This is a genomic window from Roseibium sp. (assembly GCF_965233565.1).
Classification (GTDB): domain Bacteria; phylum Pseudomonadota; class Alphaproteobacteria; order Rhizobiales; family Stappiaceae; genus Roseibium.
Map to the genome: position 1 here is coordinate 4,103,668 of NZ_OZ247494.1, position 18,553 is coordinate 4,122,220.

Annotated in this window: 13 protein-coding genes; 7 read left to right on the forward strand and 6 right to left on the reverse strand. The window is 61.8% G+C overall.

Annotation, left to right across the window (positions count from 1 at the left end; translation table 11 throughout):
- Window position 1 precedes the first annotated feature (1 nt).
- The 4 genes from ACO6TG_RS18795 to ACO6TG_RS18810 all read left to right on the forward strand — a co-directional run bounded on the left by ACO6TG_RS18795 (window position 2) and on the right by ACO6TG_RS18810 (window position 5,993).
- A complete protein-coding gene (locus tag ACO6TG_RS18795; protein WP_094073734.1) occupies window positions 2-1,183 on the forward strand; it encodes an acyl-CoA dehydrogenase family protein in 1,182 nt (393 codons plus the stop codon).
- An 85-nt stretch (window positions 1,184-1,268) separates the two neighbouring features.
- Window positions 1,269-2,294 carry a DUF1839 family protein gene (locus ACO6TG_RS18800; RefSeq protein ID WP_422374590.1) on the forward strand — a complete coding sequence of 342 codons (1,026 nt, stop codon included), beginning with the start codon at window positions 1,269-1,271 and terminating at the stop codon, window positions 2,292-2,294.
- Between the two features lie 127 nt (window positions 2,295-2,421).
- Window positions 2,422-4,911 carry a glycoside hydrolase family 2 protein gene (locus tag ACO6TG_RS18805; RefSeq protein ID WP_422374591.1) on the forward strand — a complete coding sequence of 830 codons (2,490 nt, stop codon included), beginning with the start codon at window positions 2,422-2,424 and terminating at the stop codon, window positions 4,909-4,911.
- A 17-nt stretch (window positions 4,912-4,928) separates the two neighbouring features.
- Window positions 4,929-5,993, forward strand: a complete 1,065-nt coding sequence (locus tag ACO6TG_RS18810; RefSeq protein WP_422374592.1) for a glycosyltransferase family 2 protein — start codon at window positions 4,929-4,931, stop codon at window positions 5,991-5,993.
- 15 nt (window positions 5,994-6,008) lie between these two features.
- Here ACO6TG_RS18810 and ACO6TG_RS18815 read toward each other — a convergent pair whose 3' ends face one another.
- Window positions 6,009-7,322, reverse strand: a complete 1,314-nt coding sequence (locus tag ACO6TG_RS18815; protein WP_422374593.1) for a lipopolysaccharide biosynthesis protein — start codon at window positions 7,320-7,322, stop codon at window positions 6,009-6,011.
- A gap of 249 nt (window positions 7,323-7,571) precedes the next feature.
- Between ACO6TG_RS18815 and ACO6TG_RS18820 the strand changes: the two genes are divergently transcribed.
- Window positions 7,572-8,252, forward strand: a complete 681-nt coding sequence (locus ACO6TG_RS18820; protein ID WP_422374594.1) for a polysaccharide deacetylase family protein — start codon at window positions 7,572-7,574, stop codon at window positions 8,250-8,252.
- A 48-nt stretch (window positions 8,253-8,300) separates the two neighbouring features.
- Here the strand turns inward: ACO6TG_RS18820 and ACO6TG_RS18825 are convergent, their stop codons facing one another.
- Window positions 8,301-9,209: a glycosyltransferase family 2 protein gene (locus tag ACO6TG_RS18825; protein WP_422374595.1), complete on the reverse strand. Its 909-nt coding sequence runs from the start codon at window positions 9,207-9,209 to the stop codon at window positions 8,301-8,303.
- Between the two features lie 170 nt (window positions 9,210-9,379).
- Here ACO6TG_RS18825 and ACO6TG_RS18830 point away from each other — a divergent pair, with 170 nt between their 5' ends.
- On the forward strand, window positions 9,380-11,179 hold the full coding sequence (locus ACO6TG_RS18830) for an alpha/beta fold hydrolase (RefSeq protein WP_422374596.1): 1,800 nt from the start codon (window positions 9,380-9,382) through the stop codon (window positions 11,177-11,179).
- A gap of 7 nt (window positions 11,180-11,186) precedes the next feature.
- Here the strand turns inward: ACO6TG_RS18830 and ACO6TG_RS18835 are convergent, their stop codons facing one another.
- The 4 genes from ACO6TG_RS18835 to ACO6TG_RS18850 form a co-directional block, all read right to left on the reverse strand.
- Entirely contained in the window at window positions 11,187-13,565 is a 2,379-nt protein-coding gene (locus ACO6TG_RS18835) for a GumC family protein (RefSeq protein WP_422374597.1), read from the reverse strand.
- A gap of 86 nt (window positions 13,566-13,651) precedes the next feature.
- On the reverse strand, window positions 13,652-14,950 hold the full coding sequence (locus ACO6TG_RS18840; protein ID WP_422374598.1) for an O-antigen ligase family protein: 1,299 nt from the start codon (window positions 14,948-14,950) through the stop codon (window positions 13,652-13,654).
- Window positions 14,951-15,090: 140 nt separating this feature from the next.
- Window positions 15,091-16,416 (reverse strand): glycoside hydrolase family 5 protein, encoded by a 1,326-nt coding sequence (locus tag ACO6TG_RS18845; RefSeq protein WP_422374599.1) that lies wholly within the window; start codon window positions 16,414-16,416, stop codon window positions 15,091-15,093.
- Window positions 16,416-17,639 carry a glycosyltransferase gene (locus ACO6TG_RS18850; RefSeq protein ID WP_422374600.1) on the reverse strand — a complete coding sequence of 408 codons (1,224 nt, stop codon included), beginning with the start codon at window positions 17,637-17,639 and terminating at the stop codon, window positions 16,416-16,418. Before ACO6TG_RS18850 ends, ACO6TG_RS18845 begins: the two co-directional genes overlap by 1 nt.
- Window positions 17,640-17,922: 283 nt before the next feature.
- On the opposite strand from ACO6TG_RS18850, the gene ACO6TG_RS18855 reads away from it, so the two are divergent.
- Window positions 17,923-18,537, forward strand: a complete 615-nt coding sequence (locus ACO6TG_RS18855; protein WP_422374601.1) for a putative colanic acid biosynthesis acetyltransferase — start codon at window positions 17,923-17,925, stop codon at window positions 18,535-18,537.
- Window positions 18,538-18,553 lie beyond the last annotated feature (16 nt).

Below are 18,553 nucleotides of genomic sequence, written 5' to 3' on the forward strand. Positions count from 1 at the left end.
CATGACTGCAGCAGCCAAGATCACGGCCATGGCACTGGCCGACCGTGCGAAGCGTGCCGCCAAGGTGGCCGCCGAATTTGCCGATCAGGTGGATATTGAAGGCCGGTTTCCCGCCGAAGGCATGAATGCCCTGAAAGCCGAGCGGCTGATGGGCATCATGATCCGGCCGGAGCTTGGCGGCGAAGGGGCCACCCTCACAGAGGTTGCCGACATCTGCGCCATTCTCGGCCAGGCCTGTTCGGCGACAGCCATGACCTATGCCATGCACCAGATCCAGATTGCCAGCCTGGCCGATTATGCCGTCGGCAGTGCCTGGCATGAGGCGTTCCAGCGGCGTATCTGTGCCGAACAGCTGCTGATCGCCTCTGCGACCAGTGAAGCCGGCATTGGCGGCAATCTGCGCAATTCCCTGTGTGCGATCGAGGTCGATGGCGACACGGCCCGCCTGACGAAAGACGCGACCGTGATTTCCTATGGCGCCGACGCGGATGCCATCATGGTCACCTCGCGCCGTCATCCGGACGCCGCGCATTCCGATCAGGTGGCGACGATCTTTTCCAAGGACCAGTACACGCTCGAGCAGACCAGCAAGTGGGACACGCTCGGCATGCGCGGCACCTGCTCCGACGGATACATTTTCAAGGCCGAAGCGCCTGCCGAGCAGATCCTGCCGCGGCCCTTCGCCGAGATCGCGGCGCAGTCCATGCTGGCCGTGTCGCATCTTCTGTGGGGATCGCTCTGGTACGGCATTGCCGCCGACGCCGTTGCCCGCGGGCAGAGCTTCGTCAAGGCGGCTGCGCGCAAGTCGCCCGGACAGGTGCCTCCGGGTGCCCTGCGCCTTGCCGAGGCGTCCAGCCTGTTGCAGCTGGTCAAGGCCAACGTGGTCGCCGGCCTGAAGCAGTTCGAAGGCTGCAAGGGCGACAGCGATGCGCTTAATGCCATGAGCTTTTCCGTGGCCATGAACAACATCAAGATCGGCACGTCCCAGACGATCCTGGAGATCATCAATCACTGCATGCTGATCTGCGGAATTGCCGGCTACAAGAACGGCACGCCGTTCAGCCTTGGCCGCCATCTGCGCGATGCCCACTCGGCGCAGCTGATGATTTCCAACGACCGCATTCTCGGCAACACGTCGACCATGCTTCTGGTCAACAAGCAAGACACCAGCCTGCTTGGATGATACTGGACGTGGAAGCTGCCTTATCAGGGCCGGCGGTCAGGTCGGCTCTGGCACTGCCTTGTCGATCTGAAGGGAAACGGCATCAATGACCGAAGCTGTCTTTGACCGTCTCAGCGCGGCCACCTATCAGCGCAGCCCGCTCCATGCCCAGGACCGGGACTGGCCTGAGACGAACTGTTATCTGGACATCTGGATCGAGCTGCTGCCCTCGCTCGGACTGCCGCCGGAAGCATGCCTTGCCTACTCGGTGACCCAGGATTTCGAGGGTGACCAGTTCACGTTCTTCAAGGTTCCGCTGGAAGATCTGGAAGCGCTTTACGGGCTGAAAGTCACCGAACTGGCCATCTACGACCGGGTCGAATACCACATTCAGCAGCAGATCGAGCGCGGCCGGGCATCGCTGGTTGAAGTCGACAGCTATTTCCTGCCCGACACCCACGGTATCGGCTATCACCAGGCACACGGCAAGACCACGATTGTCGCCAACTGGATGGATTTCGACACGCGGACCATGGAGTATTTCCATGGTCTCGGCCTGCACCGGCTTGAGGGCGACGATTTCGATGGCATCTTCCAGCGCGGTGATCATGCCAAGCCAACCCCGTTTCTGCCCTATACCGAGTTCGTGAAGTTCCCGGAGGTTCCGCCGACCCCGGAGCACATTCTGGCAGTGTCGGAGGCGCTCCTGCGGCACCACCTCAAGCGGCGTCCGGCGACAAACCCGATTGCGGCCTTTGCAAAGGTGTTTCCGGCGCAGGTGGAAAAGGTCAGCGAACGCGAATTCGACTTCTTCCATCTCTACGCCTTCAACACCCTTCGCCAGGTCGGTGCGAATTTCGAACTGCTTTCCTCCTATCTGGAGTGGCTGGCAGCGCAGGATCGCCCGCAAGTGGCCGATGGTATTGCGCTGGCGAAGTCCATCTCCTCGACGGCCAAGATGGTGCAGTTCAAACTGGCCCGCGCCGTAATGCGCAAGAAATTCCAGGGTCTGGAAGAGGGACTGGCGCCCGCAATCGACGCCTGGGACAGCCTGATGACGCTGCTCGACGCGCAATATGGCGCTGCAGAGAGCTCTCGTTTCGAACCCGTCAGCAGCGCCGCCGGAGCGTGAGCCGCGTTTGTCGGGATCAAAACGGACGCGCTTCAACCGCAGCGTTATCCTGAGAAGACGTTTCGGGTCGGGGCGAGATCCAAAAAAGTGACAAGAACGGCTGAAAGGCCAGGGACTGGACCGAGACGTGCCTGAGCAGACTGAAAGGACCCGGATGATCGATCTGTCCGGAATAAGCTGGACGCTGTCGGTGACCGAAGCCGGGGCTTTTACCTCGCCGCTCGTGACGGGCCATCAGTGGGATATCGTCCCTGCGAAAGTCCCGGGAACCGTCGCAGCGGCTCTTGCCGAGGCGGGGCGCTACGACCCGGACTACCCGGCGCCGCTGCACGACAAGGACGTCTGGTACGAGGGCTGGTTTGATGCCGAGCCCGGTGACTATCGCCTCTGCTTCGAGGGTCTGGCGACCATCGCCGAAGTCTATCTCAACGACACGCTGGCGCTCGACAGCCGGAACATGTTCCGCCGTCATGAGGTTCCGGTCACGCTGGACACGCGCAATGTTCTGAAACTGTGTTTTCGCGCGCTGACGCCGCATCTGGAGGCCAAGGGGCCGCGGGCGCGCTGGAAGCCGCAGCTGGCAACGTCCCAGGGATTGCGCCTGGTCCGCACAACCCTCCTGGGACACATGCCCGGCTGGTGTCCCGAAATTCATGCCGTTGGCCCCTACCGGCCGATCAGGATCGAACCGGCCGATAGGCCCAGGATCAGCAATCAGCATGTCCTGGCGGACCTGGCGCCTGACGGCAGCGCGGCGCTCACGGTTGCCCTGCGGTTGGAAAACTCCGACGCGGTCCCGGTTCTGAGCTGTGCGGGCAGCACGGCGGAAATGGATCTTCAGGAGGACGGCTCCTACGCGGCAACGCTGCGCCCTGAAACCATAACGCCTTGGATGCCGCACACCCATGGCACACCGGCGCTTTACGATGTTACGGTGCACGCGGCCGATCAGACATTTGCGCTCGGAAAAACCGGCTTCCGGCGCGTGGAGGCTGATCAGGGTGCCGACGGCAAGGGCTTTGGTCTCAAGATCAACGGTGTTCCGGTTTTCTGCCGCGGTGCAGTCTGGACCAGTGCCGAGCTCCTGAGCCTTGCCGGGGATGAGGAAACCTATCGTCCGCTTCTGGAGCAGGCCCGGGATGCCGGCATGAACATGCTGCGCATTGGCGGCACCATGCTTTACGAGACCAGGGCGTTTTTCGAGCTGTGCGATGAGCTCGGTCTTCTGGTCTGGCAGGATTTCCAGTTTGCCAATTACGATTACCCGGTAAAGGACGATGCCTTTGTCGAGGAGGTCCGGGCGGAGGTCCGGGACCAGCTTGCTGTCAGCATGGGGTGTCCGTCGCTCGCCGTTTTGTGCGGTGGCAGCGAGATCTACCAGCAGGGCGCCATGATGGGGTTGCCGGAAAGCCGCTGGAAAGGACCGCTCTGCGAGGACATCCTGCCGTCATTCACCATCGGCTTGCGGCCTGATGTGCCTTACGTTCCGAATTCGCCTTGTGGCGGCACCTTGCCCTTTTCGCCGAATGAGGGCGTCGCACATTATTACGGCGTCGGCGCCTATCTGCGGCCGCTGGAAGATGCCCGGCGGGCAGAGGTTCGCTTTGCCGGTGAATGCCTGGCCTTTTCCAATATTCCTTCCCCGGAAAGCCTTGCTGACGGCTTGCCCGTCAAACCCGGCCACGATCCGCGCTGGAAAGCGCGCGTGCCGCGCGACCGCGGCGCCGGCTGGGATTTTGAAGATGTGCGCGACCACTATCTGAAAACCCTTTACGGGGTCGACCCGGCCGAGCTGCGGTATGGCGATCCTGACCGGTATCTGGACTTCGGCCGTCTGGTGACAGGTGAGGTCATGGAACGGACTTTTGCCGAATGGCGACGCCCCGGATCGCCCTGTCAGGGTGCGCTGGTCTGGACTTTTCAGGATCTGGCGCTCGGCGCCGGCTGGGGGGTGGTCGACGCTGCCGGACAGCCGAAGCCGGCCTATTACGGCCTGAAACGCGCCTTCCGTCCGCTCCAGGTGAGCGTAACCGATGAAGGCACCAACGGACTTGCGATCCACGCGATCAATGACGGACCGGAAGAGGTGGCCGTGACCCTGTCGCTCAGCTGCCTGCGCGACGGTCAGCTGCCGGTGGTTTCCGGCAAGACCGATCTGACGCTGGCCCCGCAGAGCGCACAGACCCTCAACGCTGTCGACCTGATCGGTGCCTTTTTCGACATGACCTACGCCTATCGGTTCGGCCCGCTGTCGCACGACGTGACAGTGGTGCAGCTGACAGATACCGCGAGCGGGGAACTGTTGGCCGACGCCTTCCATCGGACCGGGGGTGAGCTTGCGCCACCCCATTTTGATCTGCCGGACTGCGAATTGCGGCCCGAGCCGGATGGCAGCTGGCAGCTCGATCTGACCGCCCGGCGCTTCCTGCAATCGGTGTCGCTGTCGGTGCCGGGATACCTGCCGGAAGACAACTGGTTTCACCTGGCCCCCGGCGCCAAAAAGCGTATCAGGCTGAAACGTTGTGTTCCGTCCGAGGAAGCGCTAAGCCCGACGGGTACGCTCCGGGCGATCAACCTGGGCCGGCAGTTGGCTCTCAAACCCACAGACACCGAGTGACCGGGAACCACGACAGAATGACCTCTTCGCCCAAGGCGCCCCATCGGGTCACCATGCAGATCAACACCTATCCGCTCGATCTGCCGCATTTCGAAGCCACACTGGCCCACAAGATGCGGGCCTTCGGCTCGCAGGTGGACCGCACCATCGTGACCGTTGACGTCCGGCCGCCGCAGTCGGGCCGCTACAAGGGCGATCCGAAGGCCAATCGCTACATGCAGAGCCTGGAGACCTTCCGCGCGCTCTATCCCGTCCTGGAAAGCCAGTACGACAATCTTTCTTTTCACGAGGTCGATTACAGCGCCGCGGAAAAGCGAGCCGTCTCGGACTACTTCCTCGGTTCCGAAGAAATGCCGGACAAGGCCTGGGACGGTGGCCCGTTCTACTGCTACTTCCAGGGCATTCTTGATGCCGACAGCGACTATGTCCTGCACATGGATGCAGACATGCTCTATGGGGGCATGAGCCAGACCTGGGTCGACGAGGCCATCGCGCTCCTGCAGGAGCGGGACGACCTGCTCTTTGCCAGCCCGCTGCCCGGGCCGCCCCACCCGGGTGGGCTCAAGGGCAAACACGACGGTGCTGACCATGCCTTTGACGAAGACGAGGTCGATGGCCGGGTCGCCTATCGCTTCCACTTTGTCTCGACGCGCATCTTCCTGATGGACATGAAACGCTTCAAGGAACGCGTCGGCACGCTGGATCTCGATACGCCACGGTTGAGCTACCGTCTGCGCGGCCTGCTTCTTGGAAATCCGATCAAGGCGCTGAGTGCGGAACAGGTGCTCAGCCTGACCCTCCAGAAACACGGGCTCGGCAACATGTGTTTCGCCGGGGCTGGCGACGGGCTCTATTCGCTGCACCCGCCGTTCCACTATCCCGCGTTTCATGCGGCCCTGCCCGGGCTGATCGACCGGGTGGAACGCGGCGATATCCCCGATGGCCAACGCGGCGACTACGATATCAATGACAGCCTGTTCGATCTCTCCGAAGCGCGTCAGCAGCATGCGCGCCACCAGCGGATGAAGCGCCGCTTCAAGGACTTCGTGACCTATTGGACCGCCCGCCTGAAAGCCTCCTGAGGAGGCTTTCCGGTTTTAGGCGTCCGAGCCTTGTGCGTTCTTGACCTTTGTGTTCTTGCGCCCGATCAGGCCCCAGGTGAGGGCCACGATCCCGGCCTGAAGGGCCATGCGCGAGAGCACCGCCCCTTCGAGGCCGCCCAGGTCGCAGCCGACCCAGACCACACCGACAATCACGAAATTCGACAGGAACACCAGCACCACGCGGGTGCCCTGCATGCCGATGGAGCGCATGATGTCTGCGCCGATGCCGGCCGCTCCCAGGAGCAGCGGGTAGATGGCCAGGATACGGATCAGTCCGACGGCTTCTTCATAGTCCGAGCCGAGCAGCAGCGGCACGTAACCGGCAATCAGGAAGACGAAGACCGCCACCAGGAGACCCAGTCCGGAAATCACCGGCAACACACGCAGGCCAAAGGCGATACCGTGTTCCGCGCCTTTGTCGGCATGGCGGAAATAGCGTGTGTAGGTGGCATAGAGCGCGGCCTTGACCGGCGTTGAGGCCGCATCAATGATGCGGAATGCGGCTGTATAGATACCGGCCTGGACCGGCCCCAGCAACTGAAGCACCACAGGCTTGTCGAGATCACGCATGCCGGACGCCGAGGTGAATTCCAGGCTGAGCAGGAAGCCCTGCCGGAACTCGAAGCCCGAAAACACCGGACGCGGCAGGCCGTAATCCTTCAGCACCATCATCAGTGACACGCCGGAGGCAACGAGGCTGGCGCCGACATACCAGAGCGCCCAGGTGTCCAGATCCACGTCCTCAGCCGTCAGGGTGAGCGCTGCAACCGCCAGGAAGCGCAGGATCATGATGGCATTGTCGACCGCGAACTGTTTGCCGGCCCTGTCATGGGCCATGTAGGTGGCGGAACACAGGAAGGAGACCTTCCGGAAGATGCATTCCGCGGCCAGGATGTAGAACAGCCCGAGCAGGCTGAACGCACCGGTGTCGAGAAAATGGAATATGATGAAGGCGAAGGCGATGGCGGGCACGAAGGTCATCAGCATCATGGCAAGCGCCCGGCCAAAATACTGTGCGAAGGCATCGCGATTGACCGCCAGCCTTTGGATCAGCAGATGATCGCTGCCAAGCCCGACAAACACGCTGACCATCAGGGCGATCGCCGAGACGCTGGCGAAGATACCGTAGCCGCCCGGGCCGAGCGCCCGGCTGATCAGTGCGAAATACCCGAACTGGGTGATGATCTGGAGGCTGAAATTGATGCCGTAATAGAACGTGTTGCGCACGACGGGACGGCTGCTGATCTCGCGCAGCTTGCCCATCGCACCTTGAGGTTCTTGCGTCTCCTGTTGCTCCTTGTCGCTCACCGTCGATCCTCGCGGCTGGTATCGGGCAGGATAGGGGCAGGGCTTGGCATCGGCTTGAATGGCTCTATGGTTTCAGCGGCGCGCGGAAAGAACGCCTTGGTTCGGCGAGCCATACCACCTGACCGGTTAACATTCTGACCCGGTGACGTTTTTTTCAAGAAGTTGGTTTTATTGATCCCGTAACACATTCTTCAGCGAGGCCGTGGAGTTTCTCCGCCGGCCTTGCACAAGCGACAAGGCAGCGCATCCATGTTGGCCAGGACACAGGTTCTCACGTTTCACGGCATCGGCGAGCCAGTGGTGCCGATCTCGCCGGATGCGCAGCGCTATTTTGTCTCGCCGGAGGTCTATCGAAGGACCATCGCCGGTCTGACCGGCCTGGAGCAGCGTCACGGTGTCCGCATGGAGGTTACCTTCGACGACGGCAATCTCTCAGATTTCACCATTGGCCTGCCTGCCCTGGTCGAAGCAGGGCGCTCCGGCCGGTTCTTCGTGCTGGCTGGCCGCATTGGCGAGACCGGCTATCTGAGCGCAGAGCAGATCCGCGAAATCCACTCGGCCGGTTCCACGATCGGATGCCACGGTCAAGACCATGTTGACTGGCGCAAGCTCGACGAGGCCGGGTTTCAGAGGGAGCTTGTTGATGCCCGGCGGAAAATCGAGGATGTGCTCGGGGCGCCGGTGACCGAGGCCGCCATTCCGTTTGGCGCATTCGACCGGCAGGTGCTGCGCAAATTGCGGGAGGCCGGCTACAGCCGCATCTACACCAGCAATTTCGGCCTTGCCTATGACAGCGCCTGGTTCTGCCCGCGCTGGTCGGTGATGGACACGTTTGATCCCGATAGGGACATCCTGCCAAGGCTGAGCCTGAAACAGAAAGTCCGAAGCTCACTTTACGCGATCGCACGGCGTGCACGCTACCGGTTTTGAGATCGGGGCAACGCGGTCATCTGTGCAAAGGGCGCGGCGCGGCGGCTTCTACTCTGGCGCCTTGTAGAGTTCGGCAAGCGGCAGGCTGAAGACGGCGCGGAGTTTGCCCCTGTTCTGGGAATATTTCTGGCGCATGCGGAAAGCGCGCGGCCTGTCGACTAGTCGCAAAGCAATGGCCATCAGCCCTGCAGCGAGGCATTTGGCAAAGGCCGCCAGCGCAAAGACGATATGCCAGAGCGGGTCGGGGTGGCGCGCCAGCCGCATCTGGCCATAGGACTGGCCGGACCGTACCGCCCGGCTCAGGATATAGCTTTGCGTCAGGCGCTCGGCTGGAACATGTTCACGGGCAATCGCATCGTCGGTGACAAAAATGCGCGCGCCTCTTTCAGCCGCCTGACCGAAAAAGATCGTGTCCTCGCCACCGGTTCGGCCATAGGCTTCATCGAACCGAAGCTCAAGCGCCCGGATGAGCGCCATGTTGACCAGCGTGTTGCCGCCACGCCCGGTATAGATCCGTTTGCCGCGATGGCCCCAGTTCATGAAAAGCGGATTGGCCGCCCTGAGCCAGGCCGGCGTATCTTCCGGATAGTCCGGGTGCACCGGACCGATGACCACATCGGCCTGGAAATCCGCCTGGCAGGCAAACAGCCTTTCCAGCCAGTCGGTCTCCACCCATTCATCATCATCGACAAAGATCAGCCAGTCGCCGGTTGCTGCATCAAGCAACGCGTTGCGTGCGGTTGAAATATTGCCGCTGGCAACCGAGAGGCAGGTGATGTCCAGTCCCTTGACCGGATGGCTGGCGACCAGTTTCGTCGCCGCACCATCGCGGGAATCGTCGGCAATCAGAACATCCAGCTCCACACCAGCCGGCCTCGTGACCTTGGCGATCGACGTCAGCGTGTCGATCAGGGTCTCACGGCCGATACTGGCAATGGCCACGGATGCTTTGATCATGGAAAGAGGGCTCCGGTCCGGATTAAGAGTGTCTTGAGACGCGTTGTGCTTTGGTATGCACCAAAGATCCCTGCGGCAATATTAAAAATAGCTCAGGCGTGCGGGACGCTGTACATGTGTTCCGATCCAGACAGACAAGAACAACAAGGCAACCGGAGCGTTTCCCCGCAATGGACCAGCACGTGACCACCAGCCAGTCAGCAGCCTTGCACTGCGGAAGCGAGATACCTGCGCAACCCTTCTTCTTTGACGGGCTGGCCGGCTACTTTCATCCCGCCCGCGGATCGACCGCCGTCTTGCTGCTCAGTCCCTGGGGGTATGAAGAACTCTGTTCCCGCAAGAGCTACCGGATGCTGGGCGAGAAACTGGCTGCGGCCGGCTATCCCTGTCTGCGCTTCGATTTTCCGGCGACCGGTCATTCCAGCGGAACCGCTGCAGAGCAGGAAGACACCAGCGCCTGGAGGCGTGCGGCCAGAAGCGCACTTGCGCAGTTGAAAGCCTGCAGCGGCGCTGACCGTGTTCTGGTGGCCGGTCAGGGTATCGGCGCAGCCCTCGCTGCAGATCTTGCGCAAAGCGAAGCCGTCGCGGGACTGCTGCTGCTGGCGCCTGTTGCGCAGGGCCGGGCCTATCTGCGCGAACTTGCGGCCTGGACGGCGATGACCCGGCCGACCTTTCTGGTCAGTGCCTCCGATGGGCCCGAAGGCGGACTGATGGCCGGCGGCTTTGTCCTGTCCAGGGCAACTGCCGAGGAGATCAAGGCCCTCAATCTCTTCAAGATGGAACCACCCGCGTCGATCCCGACATTGCTGGTGGACCGCAAGGACCATCCCGGGGATGACAAGCTGGCCGAACACTATACCGCCGCCGGCGTTCCCCTGGAGCGTTTGGCGTTTGAGGGCTATGTCGACTACGTCTCCGACCCGACGCTCTCCATCGCGCCCGAAGCGACGCTGGACGCCATTGTTGGCTGGGTTGGAAACACGTTCCCCGTTGCGGAGGTATCGGCAGGTTGCGGGGCGGACCTGCCGCAGACAGCGCTTGAGCCCGCGCCCGGTCTCAGGGAAGACCTGGTGCGCTTCGGCCATGAGAGCATGTTTTTCGGTGCGTTGACGCGGCCCAAAAACGGCACTGCGAACACCGCGGTCATTCTCCTGAATTCGGGCTACGATCATTCCATCGGCTGGGCGCGCATGAATGTCGGGTTTGCCCGGGCGCTGGCAGCTGAAGGGGCCGCAGTGCTGCGCATGGATCTCGCCGGCATTGGCGAAAGCCGATATTGGCCGGGCCAGCAAAGTCAGGTGCTTTACTCCGACAAGCAGGTCGAAGACGTCCGCGCCGCGATCGATTACCTGACCGGCACTCTGGGCGCTGAAAACATCATTCTCAGCGGCCGCTGCAGCGGCGCTTACCTGGCGCTTCTGGCGACTGCGGAAGACGATCGTGTGACCGCAACCTTCCTGATCAATCCGCGCCGGCTGGTCTGGAACCCGGCTGAAGATGTCGACCTGGCGATCCGGGAACCGATCCAGACCCTGGAAACCTATGGCCGCAAGGCGCTCAACAGGGAAACCCTGCAGCGCGTCGTCAGCGGCGATATCAACCTTTGGTCCGCGGCCCGGAAGGTCACAACGGCGTTTGCACGAAAATCCGACCGGGTTCTTGCTCCGGTCCTGCGGCGGCTTTCAACGCATCACCGGCTGTCCTCGGTCCTGCACAAGCGGCTCGGGGCACTGAAGCAGCGCGGCGTTCCCGTTTTCCTGCTCTACAGTGAAAACGATCGCGGCGTGAGTGAACTCGATACCTGGTTCGGCGATGGCCGCAAGCGGCTTAAGGACTATCCGAACCTGACGATCCGGTTTCTGGCCGATGCCGATCACAATCTGACACCGTTTCAGGCGCGGGAGGCAACCCGGGCGCAGCTGCTGGATTTTGTTACCGGAGAGGCGAGCCGGTTTTCCAGGGACGGGTGATCAGGGCCTAGCGCGCGTATTTCCGGCGCGGCGGAGCGCTGTTGCCGGTCATGGTGCGCACAAGCCCGGCCGGACGCCCATCGGCGATCGTCAGAAGGTCCCGGGACAGGATCGGCATCGAGATCTGCTGTTCTTCCCGCTCGGCAACCGTGACCAGAAAACTGGTTGCCAGACCCGCCAGCGGATCGTCTTCCGCGAGCTGCGGCAGCGCCACTCCGTCGATGATGACGAGATCATAATCACGCGCAACGTCGGCAAATTCGAAAGCTTCCCGGATGTTCATGCGGTGATGTTTGTATTTCGGCAGTCCGGAGACAAGCGAAAGGAAGGAGATGCCGAGCTCGTCGTAAGCGACGACGCGGTCCCGCATAGGCCCGCCGGGGGCGTCTTCGTCGAGGCTGAGATCGTGGCTGAGCATGCGTTGCTTCGGCTCGCCGTCGGCAAGCAGAACGTCGAGGTCGCGCTGGGCAGCGGCAAGGGCCAGTGCCAGCGCGCTGACCGTCTGGCCATGACCGAGGGCGGGTGAGGTCAGGAAGACGATCTGGCTGGGGCCGCCCGAGGGCATGCGTTCGATCTCGGTAACGATCCTGTCGACGCTCTGGCCGAATGGACGCCCCGGTCCGTTGTGATTGGCGTAGAACTGGTCGATTGCGTCCTGAACGGCCGTGACGACATCCGCATCCAGCGGACGGAGCGCGCCGCGCTCATCCGACCCGGAGAGCCAGGGAAGGTCGCTGATGACTTTCAGGCTGCGGGCGCGTTGTTGAGGAACGCGCCGGATCGCCTTGACGGCCGCCTGGAGGGAACCGGTCGAGTGCGCCGGCCTGGGGTCGCGATCCCAGTCCGGGTCTCGTGCTACAGGGGGCGCAGGTGCCGCGACCGCGGTGGCGGGCACCGCAGATTGCATTGCTCCGGGCGCAATTGCGGCCATCAGGTGTTTCTTTGCAATCCGGATGGCTTCCGCGCCGACGGCCAGGGCCGTGCCGACCAGAACGCCGAGAATGCCAGCCAGGATCACCATGATTTTCTTTTTGGGCCAGACCGGGCTGTCGGGTGCGACGGCGGGCGTGATGATCCGCGCATTGGGCAGAACCACCTGATCGAGCTCGCTGATCTGCTTTGCCCGGGCAAGGGCGATCTCGTAGAGCGAGCGGGTCGCCTGGGCTTCGGTTTCCAGTTCGCGCAGCTTGATCGAGGCCGCGCTGTCCGCGTTGTTCAGGTTTCGGGAGGCATCGATCTGCTCTTCCAGCTTGCTGACGCGTTCCTGGTTGACCTTGAGGTCGATCTGGGTGGATTCGGCGATCCGGCTGACTTCCTCGCGGATGAGGCCGCGGATCCGCTGCAGCTGCGATCTGGCGCGGATGACGGAAGGATGGGACGGCAGCAAGTCTGCCAGGAGGTCCGCTTCCGTACGGGCCGCCTGGGCAAATTGCTCGCGCAGCCGGGTGATCGTTCCGGAATTGACCACATCGCCGATCGCTTCCGCATCGACACCATTTTGCAGAACGCGCTGGATCTCGCTGTTCTTTGCGGTTGCTTCCGCGAGAGCCGCCCGGGCATCAATCAACTGCGAGTTCAGGCCGGAGAGTTCCTGCTCGTTGAGCAGGAGGCCCTGATTGGCGCTTTGCAGCTTGTTTTCGGCGCGAAACTTCTGAATGTCGGATTCCGCCTGGCGCAGCCGTTCGCGCAGGCTCACCAGCCGGTCGTCGATCTGATAGGCGGCTTCCTGCGAGGCCTGGCCCACTTGCCGGCTCTGGTCGTTCAGATAGCTTTCCGCAATCGCGTTGGCGAGAACGGCGGCCTGGGTCGGACTGGGCGATTCGACGGAGACGTTGATGACATAGGTCTGGCCAACACGTTTGACGCTCAGGGCATCGGAGAGCTTTTCAAGCGCCGCCGTCTCCGCCGCCGCCATGGTCTCCTCGCTCGGCGGTTTTGACCCGCGCACCATGCCGACGATCTGACCGACAAGTCCGGGGGATGCCTCGGTATTGAAAACGGGATCGCTGACCAGATTGTTGTTGCGCACCACCGGGCGGAGCACCGTGTCGGAATGGATGACGGAGATCTGGCTGTCGATTACTTCAGCCCCCTGACCGAACCGGCTCGGGCGGTTCGGGTCGTCGAACGGCTGACGTACCGTCGGGTCATACAGCACCTGGGACGTGGCCTGAAAGATCGGTGTCAGGGTGAGCGACCAGGAGACGGTTCCGGCAACGAACACAAAGGCAATCAGCAGCACGAACAGGATTCGCCGGCGCAGGACGCCTATGATCCCAAGCAAGTCAAGCGCAAGGTCATTGGTACCTTGAGAGGGTTGATCGGAATAAGTCATGTCGGCGACGTTTTCGCGCTCCAGGAAATTCGGCCATCTGTCCGGCTGCACACTTCCAACCAGATGTAAACTTGTATGGTTAGTGAACTGCTAATTTGGGGCGAGAATGGGAATTTACCAGATCGCCGGAGCACGCCCTAATCACGACGCCGCGACAGGGTTCCCGGAAGCAGTGCCGCAATCAGGAAAATCAGCCAGTTCAGCGAGTAGCCGCGGAACCAGCTGCTTTCCAGCATGTTGTGACAGATGACGAACAGCATCAGCGAATAACACAGGAAGGCGATCTGCCGGTTGAGAGGGACGGCCCGGGCGGTCGAAAACAGGGCGACCAGGACCATCAGGATCAGGACGGTAAACCCGACCATCCCGGTCTCGATCATGACATCGAGATAGCCGTTATGCGCCTGAAGCAGGGAGACGACGAAGCCGGGTGCTTCGCGAAACACGATGGAATCCGATCCGATGGCCCAGAAGGAGGAATAGCCCTGACCGAAGAAGGGGGCGCGGGAGATCACCTCCAGGACAAAGACCCAGATCACGGTGCGGCCGGTATAGGTTTCGTCATTGAACAGGAAGAGCGACAACTCGGAAAAGCCGAACCGGGTGACAGCGGACACGAAAAACCACAGCACGATCCCGGTGGCCATGGAAAACAGCAGCAGGATGGCGGCGTTCATGCGGAACAGCCAGGCCATGCCGACCAGGCAATAGGCAATGATGGGCATGAGCACGGACAGGCCGAGCGATGTCTTGGACTGGCTCAGCACCAGGAGGCCGAAGGCAAGGCCGGAAATCACCAGCATGCCGGCCCGTTTCAACAGCCCCTTGGTCACCATCATGCCGTACAGATTGATCATGAAGGCAAGGGCCATCACCGCGCCAAGACCGTTCTTGTGGGAATAGATGCCCGCGTGCCCGAGCGGTGTTGGCGGCAGGACCGCCACGGCAACCGTGTTCAGGATCACGACGGTGGTCATGAGCGTAACGAGTTTGCCGAGAAGGGCCTTGGGATCGTCCGTGAACGACACGCAAATGACCAGGGAAAGAACGATGATTGCCTGTTGCACCAGCCGGCGGAAGGCAATGTCTGGGGCGGGCGACCAGAGCACGCTGCAAAGCGCAAGCCCGAGATAGGCCAGTAGCACCCAGACCACCGGGTTGCGCAGAACGGAAAAACTGCGTTTGAGGCGCCGCCCGGCTGTCAGGACGGTCAAGCCGAAGATCCCGATCCAGAACAGCTGGTTGACCGCATTCGACTTGGAGGCGGCCAGGTTGTTGTCCGCGCCGTCACCGCCCGAATAGTCCAGTAGGAACGGAGAGATCAGGACCGGATAGGCCAGGATCAGAGCCGGGATCGCGTTAAAGACCCGATCGAGGAGGCCGGTCCTCGGTGCGGGGCTGTTAAGCGCGGTATTCGCGGCGGGCGTGTCTGTCAAATCCTTGGCTCCGGAACGGGGTGCAACCCCGACAATCATATCATTTCTGCAAAGAACAAGGCAAAACGCACACGGTCGCCGTCCCCAGGATGCTTGCAAGTGGGGCGCAGCCGTCGGCATCCGGCTGCTGGCCTTGCGCTTTATTGTCCGGTTCCGGCCGTCAACGCGTTCAGGTCGAGACCAAGGGCTTCGACGGTGTCTGGGTCGATGGTCCTGGCCTGATTGTCGGTCATCAGGCCGAAGCCTTCGTAATAGTCCCAGAGGGCCCAGCCGAAGCCGTGGCTTTCTGCTGTTTTGCGGACATCCTCGATCCAGGCCTTGCGGCTGCCATCGTCTTCCAGGCCGTTTGGCGGCCGCCAGGCACTGAATTCGCCGATGACGATCCGGTCAGGCGCAACACCATGATCGGCAGCCCAGTCTGCCAGCCTGTCGAAGCGTTGCTCGATATAGGAAAGATCCGGTTTCTTGTCATAGTAGTCCCGGATGCCCTTCCGGGCCTGGTCGAACGCATCGTCCGGCGGCGGGTTCGGTCCGGTGCGCAGGATCTCCAGATACTGGCGCGTTATCCGCTCGGTGTTCTCCACGCTGCCCCTGTCCCAGGGATAGCTCAGCCCGGCGATGTAACGCCAGGGTGGCGACGACCAGACGATCGACTGGTGTGTGAAATCATGGGGGCTGTAGAAATGGGCATCAAACAGCGTCCTGTCGTCATATTGTCCCGGATCGAGCCGCGTGATGCCGTCGATCGACGACCAGCAGGGGCCGGACAGCATGATCGGCAAATCCGGTGCGGCCTTCCGGACCTCGTCATAAAGACGTTTTTGCGTCACGGTCCAATCTTCGGCATCCGTGCGCCGGCAGACGGGCTGCGGTTCGTTGAAGAGTTCGAACGCGACCTTTGACGACGGCAGGTCCCTGATGCGTTTCGCCACCTGAACCAGGAGATCGGTATAGGCCTGAAACGCCGGTCCATGCGGGTCCGCCAGAATGTCCTTGGGCGTCCAGACGGAATTGTAGCTGGCCGGATGCATATCGACGAGGACGGTAAAACCCTTGTCGATCAACCGGATCGTGAGGGTCTTCAACCCGTCGAGCAGCAGGCGCCGCTCAGGATCCGTCCCCGCCAGGAATGGCCCCGTGTCGACGGGCAGGCGAACGAAATCGAAGCCGAGTGCCCGCAGCCGGTCAAGCTCTCCATCCGACACCTGCGACAGGGCCCCCTGAAAGGGTGGCCACATGTATTTGCCGGGCCGGTTCGGATCGCTGCGGGAGAAGTTCTGCAGGCGCGACAGGTTGATGCCGCGCTTGAAGACGGGATAGGCACCGGAGGACGCTCCTGTCGTCTCGGCGCGCAAGCCGTTGGGGGTCCCGTGCAGGGCCGTCAGCAGGAAGACACTGAACACGGCAGCGACGAGGCAGAGCGATCGAAAGACGGACAGGATCGGGCAGGGCGGGGCGGCGCGCATCAGGCAGACTGTCTCCGGGGTTGGTCGGTCATCAGCAAACGTTGCATGTCCGACCGGTAGCCTTCAAGGATACTGTCGGGGTTGAACCGGTCGTGAAGAACCCGCGCAGAGGATTTGATGGCCGCGCGATAGCTGCTGTTGTTTTCAGCGAGTTCTGCCAGAGCCGACGCAATGCCGTCGGTGTCGCCCGGTGTCACGCCCACACCCGCCTTGACGTCGTCCAGGTACCCGTCAATGCCGGTGTTCTTGCCGTAAACAATCGGAAGCCCGGCAAACAGGGCCTCCAGATAGACCATGCCGAAGGTCTCGTTGTAGCTGATCAGGGCCATGCCGAGATAATGGGGCAGGGCGGCAAAAAGCGCGTCGGGCTTCATCGGCCCCAGCAGACGCACATGATCTTCCAGACCCAGGTCGGCAATTTCCCTCTTTGCAGCCGCGATGGACGCCTCGCTCCCGGGCCCGATCAGGTCCAGTCCCGTGTCGGGATGGCTTTGCCGGAAGAGGCTGTAGCCCTTCAACAGGTCCGTCAGCCCCTTTCGCTTGCTGTAATTCAGGTCGAACACGCTGACAAAACGGTTGTCCGGTTCGGATTGGGGCAGGTCTCTGCTGGTATTGCCGACGATATTCGGCAGGAGGCGCTCCTTGACCGGTTGCTCCGGCACATATTGGTGGAAGATCTTACAGAACCAGGCGGAGACGTGATAAATCTGGTCCGCCCGTTCGGCAATGCGCCGCATCAGGGACCGATAGGTCGGCTTGTAGAGCAGGACCTTTCGCTCCGACTCGCCGCGCACCGAAACGAAAAACCGTGTCTTCGGGCCATAGTCTTCGGTCAGTTTCAGTCCGGCAATGCCTTCAAACGAGAACTTGTGCGCGTGTATGAGATCCGGGCGGCGGTGGTTCTGTGCCATCACCCTGGCAACGCGCCCGGCAACGCTGCGCATGGAGCGCGCTAGGCCGAGACCTGCCGGCAAGCCGAAATACCGGTAGGCATAAAGCCGGGCTCCGTTGACCATGCCGCAATCGAAGAAATGGGTCTTCCAGGGCAGGCTGGTCCGGTCGAGCGAAAAGACCACATGTTCCCCATATCCTGCACCCGTGACGAGACGCTCTATGGCCGTGGTCTTGCGGTGGCCGCGGTGATCGTCTGGATAATCGGCGCTCAGATGCAGGACAAGCGGTTCGCCTTCTTCAGCCTCGGTCACGTCGGCAGTCTCCTCCATTCTCGACCTCCCTCTGGTTGCCGCCGGACAAGGGGGGCCGCAATCATCAGCGCATTTGGGAAGCAATTGCGGCGACCATCCATCAAGACGTTTCAAGAAAAGGTGAATGGCGTTGCGCTTTTGGCGAAAACCGGGCCTTGTGGAGGGATCGAATTTCGGACATTACCCGATAACGGTCGTTGGCAAAAATAACCAAGTCTAAAGGTCCGGCCTGCACATTACGCCTGCAAAGGCGGCCACTGCGGGCCTTGCGGTGCGGTATCCTGCCATGGAGACAACTTGAATGACGGACATCAGTGATCCTGACCGGAATGCGCAGGAGCTTGGGGCAAAGAGTTTTGGCCTCAAGAACCGCCTGTTTCGCATTCTCTGGGGTGTGACCTGGTTCCTGCTGGCGTCCTGGTCGCAACCCCTGCATGGCTGGCGCCGTTTCCTGCTGCGTCAGTTCGGAGCCAAAGTCGGCGAGGGTGTCTATGTTGCGCCATCCGCACGGATCTGGCATCCGGGCAATCTTGTGCTGGAAGATTTCGCGGCGATTGCCGATGAAGCCGACATCTACAACATGGCACCGGTCACTATCGGCAAATACGCGGTCGTCTCCAAACGCGCGCATCTTTGTGCCGGCTCGCATGACATCAACGACGACAGGTTTCTGCTGATCGCAAAACCGGTGACGCTCGAAGCCTATAGCTGGGTTGCAGCGGAGGCCTTTGTTGGTCCGGGCGTGACAGTCGGCGAAGGGGCTGTCCTGGGAGCGCGCGGTGTGACCGCGAAAGATCTGGCACCCTGGACGGTTTTTGCAGGCAATCCGGCCAGGCCGCTCAAGGAACGTGGCAGGTTCGAACGAAACGATGTGCCGCAACGCGGCTGGCGGGAGAGACTGGAAACCGCGGACTGAACGCTCAGGTGCGTTA

Excerpts from the sequence above, each read along its gene's own strand:
- ACO6TG_RS18795 (WP_094073734.1), top strand. The coding sequence starts at position 2 with ATGACTGCAGCAGCCAAGATCACGGCCATGGCACTGGCCGACCGTGCG.
- ACO6TG_RS18800 (WP_422374590.1), top strand. The coding sequence starts at position 1,269 with ATGACCGAAGCTGTCTTTGACCGTCTCAGCGCGGCCACCTATCAGCGC.
- ACO6TG_RS18810 (WP_422374592.1), top strand. The coding sequence starts at position 4,929 with ATGACCTCTTCGCCCAAGGCGCCCCATCGGGTCACCATGCAGATCAAC.
- ACO6TG_RS18820 (WP_422374594.1), top strand. The coding sequence starts at position 7,572 with ATGTTGGCCAGGACACAGGTTCTCACGTTTCACGGCATCGGCGAGCCA.
- ACO6TG_RS18825 (WP_422374595.1), bottom strand. The coding sequence starts at position 9,209 with ATGATCAAAGCATCCGTGGCCATTGCCAGTATCGGCCGTGAGACCCTG.
- ACO6TG_RS18830 (WP_422374596.1), top strand. The coding sequence starts at position 9,380 with ATGGACCAGCACGTGACCACCAGCCAGTCAGCAGCCTTGCACTGCGGA.
- ACO6TG_RS18845 (WP_422374599.1), bottom strand. The coding sequence starts at position 16,416 with ATGCGCGCCGCCCCGCCCTGCCCGATCCTGTCCGTCTTTCGATCGCTC.
- ACO6TG_RS18850 (WP_422374600.1), bottom strand. The coding sequence starts at position 17,639 with ATGGAGGAGACTGCCGACGTGACCGAGGCTGAAGAAGGCGAACCGCTT.
- ACO6TG_RS18855 (WP_422374601.1), top strand. The coding sequence starts at position 17,923 with ATGACGGACATCAGTGATCCTGACCGGAATGCGCAGGAGCTTGGGGCA.